Here is a 15,309-nt window from a genome sequence, read left to right on the forward strand (position 1 = left end):
CAGCTTTGTGCTGCGGGGAGGCTGTCGTCCTCGCAGCGCGGGCAAAGAACTTCTGCGGAAATATACAATGACCCATCAACCCCAAATCAAAATCCCCGCCACCTATATGCGTGGCGGCACCAGCAAGGGTGTGTTCTTCCGCCTGCAGGACTTGCCCGCCAGCGCGCAAGTGCCGGGCGCGGCGCGCGATGCCTTGTTGCTGCGCGTGATCGGCAGTCCCGACCCGTACGGCAAGCAGATCGACGGCATGGGCGGCGCCACGTCCAGCACCAGCAAGACGGTGATCCTGGCAAAAAGCGCCAAGCCGGAGCATGACGTCGACTACCTGTTCGGCCAGGTTTCCATCGACAAGCCGTTTGTCGACTGGAGCGGCAATTGCGGCAACCTGTCGGCCGCCGTCGGCTCGTTCGCCATTGCCAGTGGCCTGGTGGACGCTGCACGCGTGCCGCGCGAGGGCGTGGCCACGGTGCGCATCTGGCAAGCCAATATCGGCAAGACCATCATCGCCCACGTCCCCGTGACGCATGGCGAAGTGCAGGAAACGGGCGACTTCGAACTCGATGGCGTGACTTTCCCGGCCGCCGAAGTAAAGTTGGAATTCCTCGATCCGGCGGCGGAGGAAGAGGGGGGCGGAGGTGCCATGTTCCCTACTGGGAACCTGGTCGATGACATCGACGTGCCCGGCATCGGTATGTTGAAAGTCACGATGATCAACGCCGGCATCCCGACGATTTTTGTCGATGCGCATGCCATCGGCTACACGGGCACGGAACTGCAGGACGCCATCAATGGCGACCCGGCCGCGCTGGCCCGCTTCGAAACCATCCGCGCGCACGGCGCCCTGCGCATGGGCCTCATCGCCCACCTGGACGAAGCGGCGAAGCGCCAGCACACGCCGAAAGTGGCTTTTGTCGCCAAGCCGGCCAGCTATGTCTCCTCCAGCGGAAAACAGGTGGAAGCGGGCGAGATCGACCTGCTGGTGCGCGCCATGTCCATGGGCAAGCTGCACCACGCCATGATGGGCACGGCGGCTGTCGCCATCGGCACGGCGGCAGCGATCCCCGGCACCCTGGTGAATCTAGCGGCGGGCGGCGGGCCACGCCATAGCGTGCGCTTCGGCCACCCGTCCGGCACCCTGATGGTGGGCGCGGAAGCGGCGCTGCTCGATGGCCAATGGAGCGTCACCAAGGCCATCATGAGCCGCAGCGCGCGCGTACTGATGGAAGGGTCGGTACGCGTTCCCGGCGACGCGTTTTAGCCTGAACACGACGCTGTCGGGCCAAATGGGCAGATGCATTGCAGATAAGTTGATATTTCTGCTAGCGATGAAATTGAGCGACAAGGAAAATGGCGGGGCGCCAGCCGCGATGCGCGCCAGCTTGCAGCGTGCGTTGGCGGCCTGCCATCCTTCTGACTGGTGAACTGATGCTATTCAACTCCTACGTCTTCCTGTTTGCCTATTTGCCCATCACGGTGGCCGGATTTTTCATCCTGGGACGGCGTAGCCAGTCAGGAGCGGCCGCCTGGCTGGCGGTGGCATCGCTTTTTTTCTATGGCTGGTGGGATTATCGCTACCTGCCGCTGCTGCTAGGCTCCGTCATCTTCAATTACGGCTGCGCAGCCCTGCTTGGGCCAGGACGCAGCATCCATCGCAAGGGCCTGTTGATGGCGGCGATTACCGCCAATCTGGGACTGCTCGCCTATTACAAATATGCGGGGTTCTTTGTGGCCAGCCTGGCGGAGCTGCTGGCGCAGCCACTGCCCGTCCTGCACGTGGTGCTGCCCATCGGGATCTCGTTTTTTACGTTCACCCAGATCGCTTTTCTGGTCGATACCTACCAGGGCAAGGCGCAGGAAAGCCGTTTTGTCCACTATCTGCTGTTTGTCACGTACTTCCCCCATTTGATTGCCGGCCCCGTACTGCACCACAAGGAAATGATGCCGCAGTTCGCGGACCGGCGCATCTTTCGCCTGTCGGCCAGGAATGTCGCCATCGGCAGCACCATCTTTTTCATCGGCCTGGCAAAAAAAGTGTTGATTGCCGACAATATCGGCCCGTATGCGGCGCCGCTGTTCAACGACCCTGCCACACCCTCGCTGCTGGTCGCCTGGGGCGGGGTTTTGGCGTATACCTTCCAGCTGTATTTCGATTTCTCCGGTTATTCCGACATGGCCATCGGCTTGTCGCGCCTGTTCGGTGTACGCCTGCCTTTGAACTTCGATTCGCCGTATAAATCTCGCAATATCGCGCAGTTCTGGCGCCGCTGGCACATGACCCTGTCGCGCTTCCTGCGCGACTACCTGTATATCCCGCTGGGCGGCAACCGCTGTGGCCCCATGCGGCGCTACCTGAACCTGATGATCACCATGGTGCTGGGCGGCTTGTGGCATGGCGCCGGGTGGAATTTTCTCGTCTGGGGGGCACTGCACGGCGCTTACCTGGGCGTCCATAAGGGCTGGAACGCGGTGGCGCGCAAGCTTCGCCTGCCGTCCGATACGCGCGCCGGGAATGTCGTGGCGACTTTCCTCACTTTTACAGCCGTTTGCATTGCCTGGGTTTTCTTCCGCGCGCCCGATGTGGCCAGCGCCCTGACGATATTGAAAGGCATGGCCGGCGGCTTCGGCATGGCCTTGCCCGATGCACTGATTCCCTATCTGCTGCCAGTGCAGCCCATGCTGGCTTCGATGGGCGTATCCTTTTATCTGGGAGGCGGCACGGCCTTCATGGAAGGCTGGACGTGGATCGCGCTGGCGGCCGTGCTGGTTTTCGCCATGCCCAATACGCAGCAAATCATGCGGCGCTTCGGGCCGGCGCTGGATTTCCAGGAAAGCCAGGCCGCGGCAGGACAGGGCGGGTTGGGCGTCTTTCGCCGGCTGACCTGGCGTGCGTCGCCCGCGTGGGCGGCTGCCGTTGCCGCGCTGGCGCTGGCGAGCATGCTGGCCTTGAACCGGCCCGCCGAATTCCTGTACTTTCAGTTTTAGGGGACAAGCATGACACGTTCCCCGTTCAGGTTTTATCTGCTTACGCTGCTGCTCTTGCTGGTGTCGGGCGCCATCATCGTCTGCGTCTTTGTGCTCATCGTCGATCCTTATGGTGTGTATGGGATCGTGCGCCGCGACCATTTCAATGCCGTCAAGCCTGGACTGACCCGCTATCAAAGCCAGATCAAGCAGGAACTTGCGCTGCGCCTGCGGCCGCAATTCATCATCCTGGGGAACTCCCGCGCCGAGATCGGCTTCGATCCGCGCGCCAGCGCTTTTGCCCCGCTGGGCGGCGCCGGCTACAACCTGGCGATTCCCGGCACGGGCCTGGCCACGTCCGCCAGCCAGTTCGCGCAATTGCTGCAGGCTGGCGTCAAGCCGCGCACCGTCATCGTGGGTATGGAGTTCATCGATTTTCTCAATCCGGTAGCGGCATTACCTGCACGTGCGGCGACTGCGGCGGCGCCTGCGCCTGCGCGAGGGCGCGCATTCTGGCGCTTCGATACGCTTTTTTCGCTGGCGTCCATCCGCGATGCTGCGCATACCCTGCGCATTCAGCACGACGGCGAGGCGGCGACGCTGTCGTCCGATGGTTTCAATCCCTTGCTGGAGTATGGCGCGTATGTGCGCCACGATGGCTACCACAAGCTGTTTCGCCAGCGGGCGCAGGAAAATGCTGTCAGTTTCAAGAGGAAATCGAAGAGTGGTCTCGCCACAGAAGACTTGCTAGCCTTGCGTACCTTCCTGCTGGCGATGGCGGCCACGCAGGCCGATATCAAGCTGGTCATCTATCCCTATCACGCGCAGATTCTGGCCATGTTTGAATCGGCTGGCCTGTGGCCCCTGTTCGAGGCGTGGAAACATCAAGTCGTGCTGGAAGTCGACGCCGTCAAAAAACAAAATCCTTCGGCCAGCATCAGCGTGACCGATTTCAGTGGCTTCGGCCCTTACAACTGCGAGCCGATTCCCACGCAACAACAGCGCCACGCCAGCACGCGCTGGTACTGGGAAGCAGGGCACTTCAAGAAGGCCCTGGGCGACATTGTGATGCAGCGGGTGATGACGCAAAAGGACAGCGCGCCGGATGACGGCCAGTTCGGCATGCCGCTGACCAGCGCCACGCTGACCGCGAATCGCGACAGGATTGCCGCCGAGCGCAGTGCCTGCATGGGGGCGCAGCCGGAGATGTTCGAGTTCTCGAAAAAACTGTTTGAAAAATCATTGGAGGATGCACCAATACGCAGATAAAGGAAGAAAGTCGCAGGCAGATGGTACACAGATGGCACACATAATGCGGCGCCCAGGCCAGTTGGCCCAGGCCCGATACAGATTGCACGCATACCGGAGGAGACATGAATTTCGCAGCATTTTATCAACGCTCGATCGACACGCCTGACGCTTTTTGGCGCGAGGAAGCGGAAAAGATCGATTGGCATACCCCATTTTCGCAAGTGCTTGATTATTCCCGCCCGCCGTTCGCCAAATGGTTCGTCGGCGGCACCACCAATTTGTGCCACAACGCCGTTGACCGTTGGGTGGACAGCCAGGGCGATGCGGCCGCGCTGATCGCCATTTCCACCGAAACCAATACCGAGCGCACCTACAGTTTTCGCGAGCTGCAGCGCGAAGTGGAGCGCTGCGCCGCCATTTTGCAGTCGCTGGGCGTGGTCAAGGGCGACCGCGTCCTGATCTACATGCCGATGATTGCAGAGGCGGCCTTCGCCATGCTCGCGTGCGCCCGCATCGGCGCCGTGCATTCCGTGGTGTTCGGCGGTTTTGCCGCCAACAGCCTGGCCAGCCGCATCGACGATGCGCGGCCCAAACTGGTGTTCTCCGCCGATGCCGGTTCGCGCAATGGCAAGGCGATCGCCTACAAGCCGCTGCTCGACGAAGCCATCCGCATCGCCGCGCACAAGCCGCAGCAGGTGCTGCTGGTCGACCGCCATCTCGTGCCGATGGAACTGACGGCGGGCCGCGACGTTGACTACGCGACACTGCGTGAGCAGCACCTGGACGCGCAGGTGCCCGTCACCTGGCTCGAATCGAACGAGCCGTCGTATGTGCTCTACACCTCGGGCACGACGGGTAAACCGAAGGGCGTGCAGCGCGACGTGGGCGGCTATGCGGTGGCGCTGGCGTCGTCGATGCAATACAACTTCTGTGGCAAGGCCGGTGAAACCTTCTTTGCCACCTCGGATATCGGCTGGGTGGTGGGTCATTCCTACATCGTGTATGGCCCACTGATTGCCGGCATGGCCACCATTCTGTACGAGGGTTTGCCAATCTGTCCCGATGCGGGCATCTGGTGGAGCATCGTCGAAAAATACAAGGTCACGCGCATGTTTTCAGCGCCGACGGCGATCCGCGTGCTGCGCAAGCACCCGGTGGAACTGATGCGCAAATACGACCTGTCCTCGCTGAAGGCGCTGTACCTGGCGGGCGAGCCGCTCGACGAAACCACCTCGCAGTGGATCGCCGATGAACTCAAAGTGGACATCATCGACAACTACTGGCAGACGGAGACGGGCTGGCCGATCCTCTCGGTGGCCAAGGGCGTGGCCGACACGCCGACGCGCCTGGGCAGCCCGGGCATGGCCATGTACGGCTACCAGGTCAAGCTGCTCAACGAAGCGACGGGCGAAGAGTGCGGCGCGAATGAGAAGGGCGTGCTGGTGCTGGAAGGCCCGCTGCCGCCGGGCTGCATGCAGACGGTGTACGGCGACGACGCGCGTTTCGTCGACACCTACTGGTCCACCTTCAGCGGCCGGCAAGTGTATTCCACCTTCGACTGGGGCATGTGCGACGCGGACGGCTATTACTTCATCCTGGGCCGTACCGATGACGTGATCAATGTGGCCGGCCACCGCCTGGGCACGCGCGAAATCGAGGAAAGTATCACCAGCCATCCGAACGTGTCGGAAGTGGCCGTGGTGGGCGTGGAAGACAAGCTCAAAGGCCAGGTGGCGATGGCCTTCGTGATCCTGAAAAACCCGCAGGGCTTCGACAGTGTCGAAGCGAAAGCTGTCCTGGAACGCGAAGTGATGGCCGTGGTTGACCGCCAGCTGGGCGCCGTGGCGCGGCCCGCGCGCGTGCTGTTCGTGCCACAGCTGCCGAAGACGCGTTCGGGCAAGTTGCTGCGCCGTTCGATCCAGGCTATCTGCGAAGGCCGCAGCCCGGGCGACCTGACGTCGATGGACGATCCGGCATCGCTGCAGCAGATCCAGGCAGCATTGGCGTAAGCGCCAGGATGGGAACGAAGTTTATCAATCGATAAATTTCGTTCTCAAATGCGGTCGCTTTCCTTGCGCACGACCCTGCCCACGATCAGACATTCGTTGCCTCGGCAGAGTTTACGGTGGTATTTGCGCTGGTCCGGGTTGTCCGAGGTCAGCCACCATTCTCCGATGTCGCGCGCCATGCGCTTGACCACCGGCTCGCCTTCGTAATTGATGGCAAACACGATGCCGTCGGCCGGCCGGTTGTCGGCCGTATTGATGATCACCACGTCGTCCTCGTACAGGGCCGGCTCCATGCTCTCGCCCTTGACCTTGATACCCACCAGTTTTTCAGGGTGGTAGCCATGGCGCTCGACCCAGCTGCGCGGCACGCTGATGGTGCTGCCGTCGTGCGTTTCCGGTTCGATCGCAAAGCCCGTGATGCCTGCCGACAGGCGCAGTTTCACCTTGCGGATCGGGTAGAAGCGCGCATCTTCGCCATCGACCACCACCACCGGCCGCACGTGACCCAGCGCACGTGCCACCAGCGCCGCCTGGTCGGGCGCCGCACCCTGGTCGAAGTACATGCTGTCCAGTTGCAGGTCCGCTTCCAGCTTGCGCGCGATCTTTTCGCTGAAGGCGCGTCCCTCGCGGTAGGTGGGCGAGAGGATTTGCGAGATGCGCGCCTCGCTCCAGCCGCTGACGTCGGAAATTTTCTTGCGCGTGTTGTCGTAATGCTCGCGGATCAGGGCCAGCAGGCGGTCGCGTCTGTATTGGTACATATTCATCTCCACATTAAACCTGAAATTTACCGTTTGATAAATTACCAAATGCTTGACTTTAACATTAGCGATTGATAAAGTCCACTCGTTGCCTGTGGCAAACGCACTACAGCGTTTGCCGGCGGGCAGCACCATGGGAGATCAGGCAGATGTTGAACAGCAGTCAGTTGGTGGAAAGCAGGGCGGTGCCACGGCAGGGGCGCCAGTTACAGGGACGCAGCAAGAAGTCGCAGCTGCATTTCGCCCGCATCGCGCAGTACATACGCGAGCAGGGCCAGGCCAGCGCGGCGCAATTGTCCGCCTTGCTGGGACTCGATGCGGGCACCATGAGCCGCTATTTGCGCCACATGTGCGGCATGGGACAGATCCACCTGGCGCAGCGCCATTGCACGGAGCCGGGACGCCAGCGGCCCGCACTGTATGCGCTCGGAGAACAGGACGACGAGGTCGACGGCTGGGCGGAACTGCCGCCGCAGGTGCGCCGCACGGCCAGCTGGCCACGCGGTGCGGCGCGCCGCGATCCGCTGGTGGCGGCGTTGTTCGGACCAGCGCAAGGGTAGGGCAGCAAGCCGCCTTCTCAAATGAATGACAGCAAGCAAGCTGCCAAGTGCAGCTCTTTTTTGCCGCAACTGAAAGTACATCATGCATATCGATATCACCGCTGCAGGGGCTGCCTGGATCAAGCTGCTGGGCGTCCCCTTGCTGGCCGCCTTCTTTGCCACCTTGCTCAGCTTCATGGTCATGTGGCCACGCAGCTGCAAGGAGGCGCTCATCCGTATTTGCTCCAGCATCATCATTGCCACGTTTGCCGGTCCCGTCCTGGTGTCGGCGGTGCTGGCGTGGTGGCCCGGCTTGTTTGACAGCGCGCAAACGGTGGCGGCGCTGTATGGCTGTGATCCTGCCACGGGCTTCCTGTTCATTGCCGCACCGCTGATGGCGCTCGTCGGTTTGCCGGCGTGGTGGCTGGTGAGTGCCAGCGTGTGCTGGTTCGACCGGCGCCGCGACAAGGATATCGGTGAACTGGCTGCCGATGCGGCCGCTGCCGTCAAGGAGGTGCGGACGCGACGCTGACGGCGCTGGCGTCCCCTTTTAGTGCATGCTCATGGCGGCGCGCCTGAAATCGGTGCGAAGGGCGAGGGCAGCATGCGCCTCATGCTGGTTTGTCGCCACAAACTGTATACAATTTCACCTGGCACGAAGCGTGCATGGCATACCTTGGTCATCCCATTCAAGGAGCTTCGCATGCCTCATCCACCGCCAGTGTGTTCCTGTCGTCCCGTTTCTCTCTTGCTTTTCCCTTTCACCTGCGCCCATCCGGGCCGCGGTAACCCAGGAAATGGAGCGTAAATGGCCTCTCACCGCTTGAAATCCATCCACCGCAGCGCTCCGGGCAGCACGCCTGCTGCGCCATCGCCCGTCGATGAAATCCTGCCAGCCGGCAAGCTGTTCACCCTGGGCTTGCAGCATGTGCTCGTGATGTATGCGGGTGCCATCGCCGTGCCGCTGATCGTCGGGCGCGCCCTCAAGCTGCCGCCCGAGCAGGTGGCGGCACTGATCAGTGCCGACCTGTTCTGCTGCGGCCTGGTGACCCTGATCCAGTCCCTGGGGATAGGCAAGTACTTCGGCATTCGCCTGCCCGTGATGATGGGCGTGACCTTTGCCGCCGTCAGTCCCATGCTGGCCATGGCGAACAACCCGGCCCTGGGCATCACCGGCATCTTTGGCGCCGTGATCGGCGCCGGCGTCGTCTCCATGCTGATCGCTCCCTTCATCAGCCGCCTGCTGGCCCTGTTTCCTCCCGTCGTCACCGGCAGCATCATCGCCGTGATCGGCGTGTCGCTGATGCGCGTGGGCGTGAATTGGGCCATGGGCGGACCGCCTGCGATGGCGCAAATTGCCGATCCCGCCTTCCTCAAGATGGCCGCTGCCGCCACGGCGGCCGGCTTGCCTGCGCCGCTTGGCCCCGTACCGCTGATCGCCAACCCCGGCTACGGCGCGCTGGATAACATGGGCATCGCCTTCTTCGTGCTGGCCGTCATCTTGCTGGTGGCTAAGTATGGCCGCGGCTTCCTGTCGAATATCGCGGTATTGATCGGCATCATCGCCGGCACGGCCCTGTCGTTTGCCTTGGGCAAGGCCGATTTTGCCAAGGTGGCCAGCGCCAAGGCCTTTGCCATCGTCACGCCGTTCCAGTTCGGCATGCCGACCTTCGACGTGGTTGCCATCGTGACCATGAGCCTGGTGATGATCGTCGTCATGATTGAGTCCTTGGGCATGTTTCTGGCGCTGGGCGAAATGACGGACAAGCGCATCACGCAGGCCGACATCAGCCGCGGCTTGCGCGTCGATGGCCTGGGCACCCTGATCGGTGGCATCTTCAATACCTTCCCGTACACCTCGTTCTCGCAAAACGTGGGCCTGGTCGGGGTGACGGGCGTGCGCAGCCGCTGGGTCTGCGTAGCGGCCGGCATCATCCTGCTGGTCATGGGCGTGATTCCGAAGATCGCGCAAACGGCCGAGTCCGTGCCGGCGTTCGTGCTGGGCGGGGCGGGGCTGGTGATGTTCGGCATGGTGGCCGCCACCGGCATCCGCATCCTCGCCAGCGTCGACTACAAGAGCAACCGCAACAACCTGTTCATCGTGGCCCTGTCGATCGGCTTCGGCATGCTGCCGCTGGTGGCCGAGCAGTACGCGCAGCACATGCCCAAGGCCCTGTCGCCGTTGCTGCACAGCGGCATCCTGCTGGCCGCCATCGTTGCCGTGCTGCTCAATCTGTTCTTCAACGGCTTGGCGTCGCAGGAAAAGGCGCGGGAGCAGGCGCGTGAAAACAGTCATGGCAGCGATTGAGGAGTCGCCCTGCATCGTGAATGCCGGTCAGCCAGGCGGCAGAATCCTTAGCACCACGCAATTGCGCCCCCCATCCTTGGCCTGGTATAGCGCGGCATCGGCCAGGCGCAGCAGGGCGTCCGGATCGGCGGCGCCCGGTGGCGACTGGACCGCGATGCCGACGCTGATCGTCACCTGCTGCGCCTGCGTGCTCGCGTGGACGATGCCCAGGTCTTCGATAGCGCGCCGCAGCGCTTCGCCGATCTGCTGCGCTTCGTCCGCACCGGTGTTCGGCAGCACGATCGAAAACTCTTCGCCGCCGTAGCGCGCCGTCAGGTCGCCTGCGCGCCGCATGCCGGCCGCTAGCGCCTGCGCGACCCGGGTCAGGCATGCGTCGCCGGCCTGGTGGCCGTGACGGTCGTTAAATAGCTTGAAGTAGTCGACATCGAGCATGACGACGGCAAGCGGCTGGCCGACCCGCGTGGCACGCGCACATTCGGCGCGCAGCACGTCGTCGAAATGGCGCCGGTTCGACAGGCCCGTCAGACCGTCGGTGATGGACAGGGTCGCCAGTTTGCGGTTGGCGTCTTCCAGCTGTTCCGTGCGCTCGGCAACGCGTCGCTCCAGGCTGTCATGCAGTCTGGCGCTGGAGATCGAGATCATCGCCTGTACACCGAGCATGCGCAGGAAGGCGACGCGCTCCTGCGTGAACGAGGCTTCTGCCAGCCGGTTCTCGAAGTACAGGATACCGTCGATCTGGCCGCCGTGCCGGATCGGCAGGCACATGACGGCACGCGGCCGCCGCAACTGCACGTACGGGTCGGCGGCAAAGCGCGCGGCGTCCGTGATGCAGTCTTCGATCACCTCGGCGCCGGTGCGGATGACGTAGCGTAGCAGCGACAGCGGGAACTGCGGGTCGCTGGCGGCGTTCAGGTCGAGCCGGCGCGCTTGCAGGACGCTGACGCCATCGCCATCGAGATTGGCCTCCAGCTGGTAGCTGCCTTCGGACAGCAGCAGCAGGCGCGCTACCTGCCCGCCAGCGTTCTCGCACACGATGCCAATGAGGCGTGTCAGGACATTGCGCAAGCCGACTTCGTTCGACAGGATTTGTGCCGCTTTCAGCAGCGACACCAGGTCGAGCGCGGAACTGCCGTGCGTGCTGGGACCTACATGCGAGAGCGTGGCGCGGCCATCCATCCTTGGCAGCAGCGCAGCGTGGCGCGCCCGCAGTTGCGTCACCTTGCCCTCTGCGCCCCACTGGCCGTAGTGCGCGATGGCGTCCTGGATGAAGACGGCGGCCACGCGCGCGTGGCCCTGCTCGGACCAGTATTCGCCGCACAGCTCATTGCCCAGCGCTTGCACGTTGACGTAGCCTGCCAGGCCGGCTACGTCGATCGCCTGCCGGTAATGGCGCGTGGCCAGCTGCAGGTCGTCCCGGTAGCGTGCCATCTCGGCCATCACCAGCAGATGTTTGGCGGCGCTATTGTCCGAGCCTTGCCTGGCCCACTCGGTGAGATTCGCCTGCAGCGTGCCGATCATGGTCAGCACAACGCCTGTATCGGGTCGCGCCGGGTCGCGCCGCAAGGCGCGGATCCATATCAGCGCGGCGTAGAAGCTCGACTCGGCAACCTTGGCCTGGCCGCGCATGATCTGGCTGACGATGCCGAGCTGGCCTGCCAGCAGCTCGGCGTCGGTGCTGTCGAACAGGTAGGCGTTGCGTATCTTCCCTTGCAAATAGTAGGCGCGGTACAGCTGCGAATCGCCATATTGATCGAGGAAGCGCGCCTCGCCGAAGGCGGCATCGTCGTAGCTGTCATGACGGGGCAGAAGGCCCATCAGGCACTTGATCGGCTGGACTGCGGCGGCGACGCAGCAATCGGCCATCGCCTGCTGGCCGTTGGCGCGCATCAGCGCCAGGTCGTGCTCGATGTCGTGCATCAGGTGCGGCAGGTAGTCGCCGAGGATGATCCGGTCGGTGGCGCGCACGGCTGCCACCACGCCGACGTGCACGAAATCGGCGATTTCCAGTGCCCAGCCAAAGGCTTCTTCGTACAGGGCATCGGAGCTGCGCAGCGGCTGCGTCCAGTGGCTGATGAGCGCACCGAACATCAGGCCCGTGAGTGTGCGCGTCTGCAGATTGGCACGCCGCCTTGCCAGCCCCATCGCCATCGCGCCGAAGTCGTAGCCGCGCGCCACGTCGCCACCGTACAGCGCCAGCATCATCGCGTAGCCGACATAGGCGACGGCGCTGAAATCGCTGTTCCCCCGTTGCATGGACAGCCGCGTCATCGATACCACCATCAGCGCGCTGAGATCTTGCTGGCCGGCGTAATAACTGGCCATCCACAGGCCCTGCATCATCTGCATCGCGGCCACCGCGTCCGGCTCGCACATGTCGCTGGCCGCCAGCAAGGTGTCGGGCGCCTGCGCGCCAGGCTGCCTCCCGGTGTCGGCGAGAATGTCGGCGAAGTGCGCCTTCATCTGCGCCACATCGTGCGCAATGTCGATGTGCAGCAGCGCCAGGCCTTCGCGCTGCACGGCGATGGCATCAAGCAGGCGGCCCTGCAATTGATACTGGTGCGCCTGGATGGCAATGCAGCGTACTTGCAGCAGCGGGCGCAAGGTGTGGGCGCGCACCAGCGGATAGATCGCCTCGGCGGCATCGAACTGCCCGCACAGGTAAGCCGCTTCGGCCGCGCCCAGCTGCAGGTCGAGCCAGAGGTCGGCGTGGACGCTCCACGCCTCTGCCGGCAGCAGGCCGAGACCAATTCGCATGTGTTCCAGCGTGGCCTGGAACGCGGCCGAGCGTCGTGCCTTGACGCCGGCCTGCAGATTGAGCGTCGCCAACTGCACGCGCTCGTTCGCATCGTCGAGCAGCGCACGGCCGGCGTTGAGCTGTTCGACGATCTCGAACAGTGTCTCGTCCTGCTGCCCCGGCGGCGTATGCCGCAGCAGCAGGCGGCCGATGTGAAGATGGTTGGCCGCGCGGGTAGCGGCATCGGCGACCAGGTAGGCTGCCTGCTGCACGCGGTCGTGCAGGAAGCGGTAACTGACGCCGCTGTTGCCCGCATCGGTGTCGCCGTTGACGTATTTGTAGCGTTCGTCGAGCGGCTGGATCAATCCTGCATGGAGCGCCGGCCACAAGGCTTGCTGCGTGTGCCGGGGCGCGCGGTCCACTGCCAGCGCAAGCGTGTCGAGCGTGAAGCGGTTACCGCTGGAGGCGGCCAGTTGCAGCAGGTGCTGCGTTGCCGTGGGCAGGCGGCGGATTTTCTCCAGCAGCACCTCGACCACGTTGTCCGTGTACCTGGCCTGTTGTATCGCGGGCAGGTCCCAGTCCCAGCAATCGTCGGCGGGCCGGTAGCGCAGATGGCCCGCCTCATTGAGCGCAGCGAGGAACTGGTTGAGGAAAAAGGGATTGCCGGCCGTCTTGCGGTAGCAAATGCGGGTCAGGGGTGCGCAGTCAGGTGCCGCCACGCGCACGGTGGCCGAGACCATTTGCGCAAGCTGCGGCTCGCTCAGAGGGCTCAGCAACAGCGTGGACAGGCGCACCTCGCGCGCGCGCAGCTTGTCGCGCAGCGCGATGAGTGGATGCGTGGCGCCCACTTCGTTGTCGCGGTACGCGCCGATGACCAGCAGGCAGCACTTGTCGCAGGAGAGCATCAGCAGTTCGATCATCCGCAGCGTGGCCGCATCGGCCCATTGCAGATCGTCCAGGAACAGCACCAGCGGATGCCCGGCGCAGGCGAAGACTTCGACGAAGCGGGGGAAAAGCCGGTCCAGGCGGAGCTGGGCCTGTGCCGGCGCCGACGCGGGCATCGCCTCGGTGGGGCCGACGATCAACGCCAGTTGGGGAATCAGTTCGACCAGCACGCCGATGCCGCTGCCCAGGGCGTCGTGCAGTTTTTCTGACCATTGCCGCAGCGATTCTTCGGGCTGGCCAAGCAGCTGGTGCACCAGCCCCTGGAAGGCCTGGATCAGCGAGGCATACGGCACGTCGCGCTGGAGCTGGTCAAATTTCCCGGACAGGAAGCAGCCGCGCCGGGCGATGATGGGCTTTTGCACTTCGTTGACGACCGCCGACTTGCCGATGCCTGAATGGCCCGCCACCAGCAGCATCTCGCAGGTGCCCGCGGCACTGCGTTCAAAGGCCGCCAGCAGCACGGCAATGGCATCCTCGCGCCCGTGCAACGTCTGTGGCACCAGGAAGCGGGCGTTGTGGTCGGACAGCTTGAGCGATTGCGCCGGCTTTTTCGCGCGGCATGCTTCGAGGTCGCTGCGCAAGCCTTGCAGGCTCTGGTAGCGCTGATCGGCATTTTTTTCCAGCAGCCGCTGGATGATCGGTAGCAGCTGGCCAGGTAAGTTTGCGAACGCCGGGTGCGACCAGTCCGGACTGCGGGCAATGTGGCAATGCACGAGTTCCATTTCGTCGCCCGCCTCAAATGGCGCCTGGCCGGCCAGCAATTCGTACAAGGTGGCGCCGAGCGCATAGAAATCGGCGCGCCAATCGACCCGCCGGTTCATGCGCCCGGTCTGTTCCGGCGCCATGTAGCGCAGCGTACCTTCCAGTGACTGGAGATTGGCGATGCCATGGCTTTCGTAGGGCAGTTCACAGGCGATGCCGAAATCGATCAGCTGCAGCAGGCGCCGCTCGTCATTCCACACCAGGTTGGAGGGATTGATGTCCTTGTGGATCACACCCTGGCGATGGACTTCCTCCAGCGCCGCGCACAGTTGCAGCGCGATGTCGAAAAAGTCGTCCAGCGCCAAGGCGGGCTGCGACGGCGTCCTGCGCGCCGCCACCTGCGCGCGCAATACCTGGTCGAGCGCCAGGCCGCCGGTATCTTCCTGAAGCATCGTCCAGTGCCCGCCGTGCAGCTGCAGTGCCAGCGGATGCGCCACGCCAGGATGGCGGCAGCGGCGCGTGATCGCATATTCGCGCTTGAATTGCGCCAGTTGCTGAAAAGAGGGGAACTGCTGATTCGGCATCTTGACGACCAGCGCCGTGCCATCGGCGGCCCGGGCGCGGTACACCCGGGAACGGGCACCGCTGTGCAGCTGTTGGATGATCTCGTGGTCGAAAAGGGAGCGCATGGGCTGGGCTTGGCGGTACACAGACGGTTGCGGGAGCCTTGAGGCGCACATCTCGGAGTATTACTTGATTGTTAGTATTGTATCAGTAGGCGGCCGTGGAGTGAGCGCGGGGCACGTGGTGCGATGGACGGTGTTGTATAAAAGCTGGCAGGGCTGTGACGGCCGCGTGCCGGGCTTCACGCAGCAGGCTGATTAGATGTTCCTTGCGTGCTGCGGCGATGTTTTCGACGTCCGGCACTTCCACCATGCAGGGTGCCGGCAACTGGCCGAGTCGATGGGGGCGCGTGCGACGCTTGCATGTTTTACGGGCACGGCCAGGGTGATGGCTTGGCCGGACAGGTCGGCGTTCATGCAATGCATGATGCCCAAATGCGCGTGCGGACGCACGCGGTGGCGGCGTGCTTTAGCAGCTT

The 15,309-nt window shown here is 63.6% G+C and carries 9 protein-coding genes; 7 read left to right on the forward strand and 2 right to left on the reverse strand.

Annotated features, from left to right (window positions below):
* Nucleotides 1-67: 67 nt before the first annotated feature.
* The 4 genes from prpF to ACQ4WL_RS02955 all read left to right on the forward strand — a co-directional run bounded on the left by prpF (nucleotide 68) and on the right by ACQ4WL_RS02955 (nucleotide 6,221).
* The gene (gene prpF, locus ACQ4WL_RS02940) at nucleotides 68-1,258 is read left to right on the forward strand and encodes a 2-methylaconitate cis-trans isomerase PrpF (RefSeq protein ID WP_436507955.1); all 1,191 of its coding nucleotides are present in this window, start codon (nucleotides 68-70) and stop codon (nucleotides 1,256-1,258) included.
* Between the two features lie 167 nt (nucleotides 1,259-1,425).
* The gene (locus tag ACQ4WL_RS02945) at nucleotides 1,426-2,982 is read left to right on the forward strand and encodes an MBOAT family O-acyltransferase (protein ID WP_436507957.1); all 1,557 of its coding nucleotides are present in this window, start codon (nucleotides 1,426-1,428) and stop codon (nucleotides 2,980-2,982) included.
* Between the two features lie 9 nt (nucleotides 2,983-2,991).
* The gene (locus ACQ4WL_RS02950; protein ID WP_436507959.1) at nucleotides 2,992-4,230 is read left to right on the forward strand and encodes a hypothetical protein; all 1,239 of its coding nucleotides are present in this window, start codon (nucleotides 2,992-2,994) and stop codon (nucleotides 4,228-4,230) included.
* A 104-nt stretch (nucleotides 4,231-4,334) separates the two neighbouring features.
* Nucleotides 4,335-6,221 (forward strand): propionate--CoA ligase, encoded by a 1,887-nt coding sequence (locus ACQ4WL_RS02955; RefSeq protein ID WP_436507961.1) that lies wholly within the window; start codon nucleotides 4,335-4,337, stop codon nucleotides 6,219-6,221.
* A gap of 44 nt (nucleotides 6,222-6,265) precedes the next feature.
* On the opposite strand, the gene ACQ4WL_RS02960 is transcribed toward ACQ4WL_RS02955, so the two are convergent.
* Nucleotides 6,266-6,979, reverse strand: coding sequence for a S24 family peptidase (locus ACQ4WL_RS02960; protein WP_436507962.1), 714 nt, complete (start codon nucleotides 6,977-6,979; stop codon nucleotides 6,266-6,268).
* 149 nt (nucleotides 6,980-7,128) lie between these two features.
* Between ACQ4WL_RS02960 and ACQ4WL_RS02965 the strand changes: the two genes are divergently transcribed.
* The 3 genes from ACQ4WL_RS02965 to ACQ4WL_RS02975 all read left to right on the forward strand — a co-directional run bounded on the left by ACQ4WL_RS02965 (nucleotide 7,129) and on the right by ACQ4WL_RS02975 (nucleotide 9,826).
* Nucleotides 7,129-7,539: a FeoC-like transcriptional regulator gene (locus ACQ4WL_RS02965; protein WP_436507964.1), complete on the forward strand. Its 411-nt coding sequence runs from the start codon at nucleotides 7,129-7,131 to the stop codon at nucleotides 7,537-7,539.
* A gap of 82 nt (nucleotides 7,540-7,621) precedes the next feature.
* Nucleotides 7,622-8,050, forward strand: a complete 429-nt coding sequence (locus ACQ4WL_RS02970) for a hypothetical protein (RefSeq protein ID WP_436507966.1) — start codon at nucleotides 7,622-7,624, stop codon at nucleotides 8,048-8,050.
* A gap of 276 nt (nucleotides 8,051-8,326) precedes the next feature.
* Nucleotides 8,327-9,826, forward strand: coding sequence for a nucleobase:cation symporter-2 family protein (locus ACQ4WL_RS02975; protein WP_436507968.1), 1,500 nt, complete (start codon nucleotides 8,327-8,329; stop codon nucleotides 9,824-9,826).
* 27 nt (nucleotides 9,827-9,853) lie between these two features.
* Here ACQ4WL_RS02975 and ACQ4WL_RS02980 read toward each other — a convergent pair whose 3' ends face one another.
* On the reverse strand, nucleotides 9,854-14,896 hold the full coding sequence (locus tag ACQ4WL_RS02980; protein ID WP_436507970.1) for a diguanylate cyclase domain-containing protein: 5,043 nt from the start codon (nucleotides 14,894-14,896) through the stop codon (nucleotides 9,854-9,856).
* Between the last annotated feature and the right edge of the window lie 413 nt (nucleotides 14,897-15,309).

Origin of the sequence: Janthinobacterium kochi, from assembly GCF_051380715.1 — a bacterium.
Lineage (GTDB): Bacteria > Pseudomonadota > Gammaproteobacteria > Burkholderiales > Burkholderiaceae_D > Janthinobacterium.

What these genes read in the sequence shown, in the direction of transcription:
- ACQ4WL_RS02950 (WP_436507959.1), top strand. Translation starts at nt 2,992, where the DNA reads ATGACACGTTCCCCGTTCAGGTTTTATCTGCTTACGCTGCTGCTCTTG.
- ACQ4WL_RS02945 (WP_436507957.1), top strand. Translation starts at nt 1,426, where the DNA reads ATGCTATTCAACTCCTACGTCTTCCTGTTTGCCTATTTGCCCATCACG.
- prpF (WP_436507955.1), top strand. Translation starts at nt 68, where the DNA reads ATGACCCATCAACCCCAAATCAAAATCCCCGCCACCTATATGCGTGGC.
- ACQ4WL_RS02970 (WP_436507966.1), top strand. Translation starts at nt 7,622, where the DNA reads ATGCATATCGATATCACCGCTGCAGGGGCTGCCTGGATCAAGCTGCTG.
- ACQ4WL_RS02965 (WP_436507964.1), top strand. Translation starts at nt 7,129, where the DNA reads ATGTTGAACAGCAGTCAGTTGGTGGAAAGCAGGGCGGTGCCACGGCAG.
- ACQ4WL_RS02955 (WP_436507961.1), top strand. Translation starts at nt 4,335, where the DNA reads ATGAATTTCGCAGCATTTTATCAACGCTCGATCGACACGCCTGACGCT.
- ACQ4WL_RS02960 (WP_436507962.1), bottom strand. Translation starts at nt 6,979, where the DNA reads ATGTACCAATACAGACGCGACCGCCTGCTGGCCCTGATCCGCGAGCAT.
- ACQ4WL_RS02975 (WP_436507968.1), top strand. Translation starts at nt 8,327, where the DNA reads ATGGCCTCTCACCGCTTGAAATCCATCCACCGCAGCGCTCCGGGCAGC.
- ACQ4WL_RS02980 (WP_436507970.1), bottom strand. Translation starts at nt 14,896, where the DNA reads ATGCGCTCCCTTTTCGACCACGAGATCATCCAACAGCTGCACAGCGGT.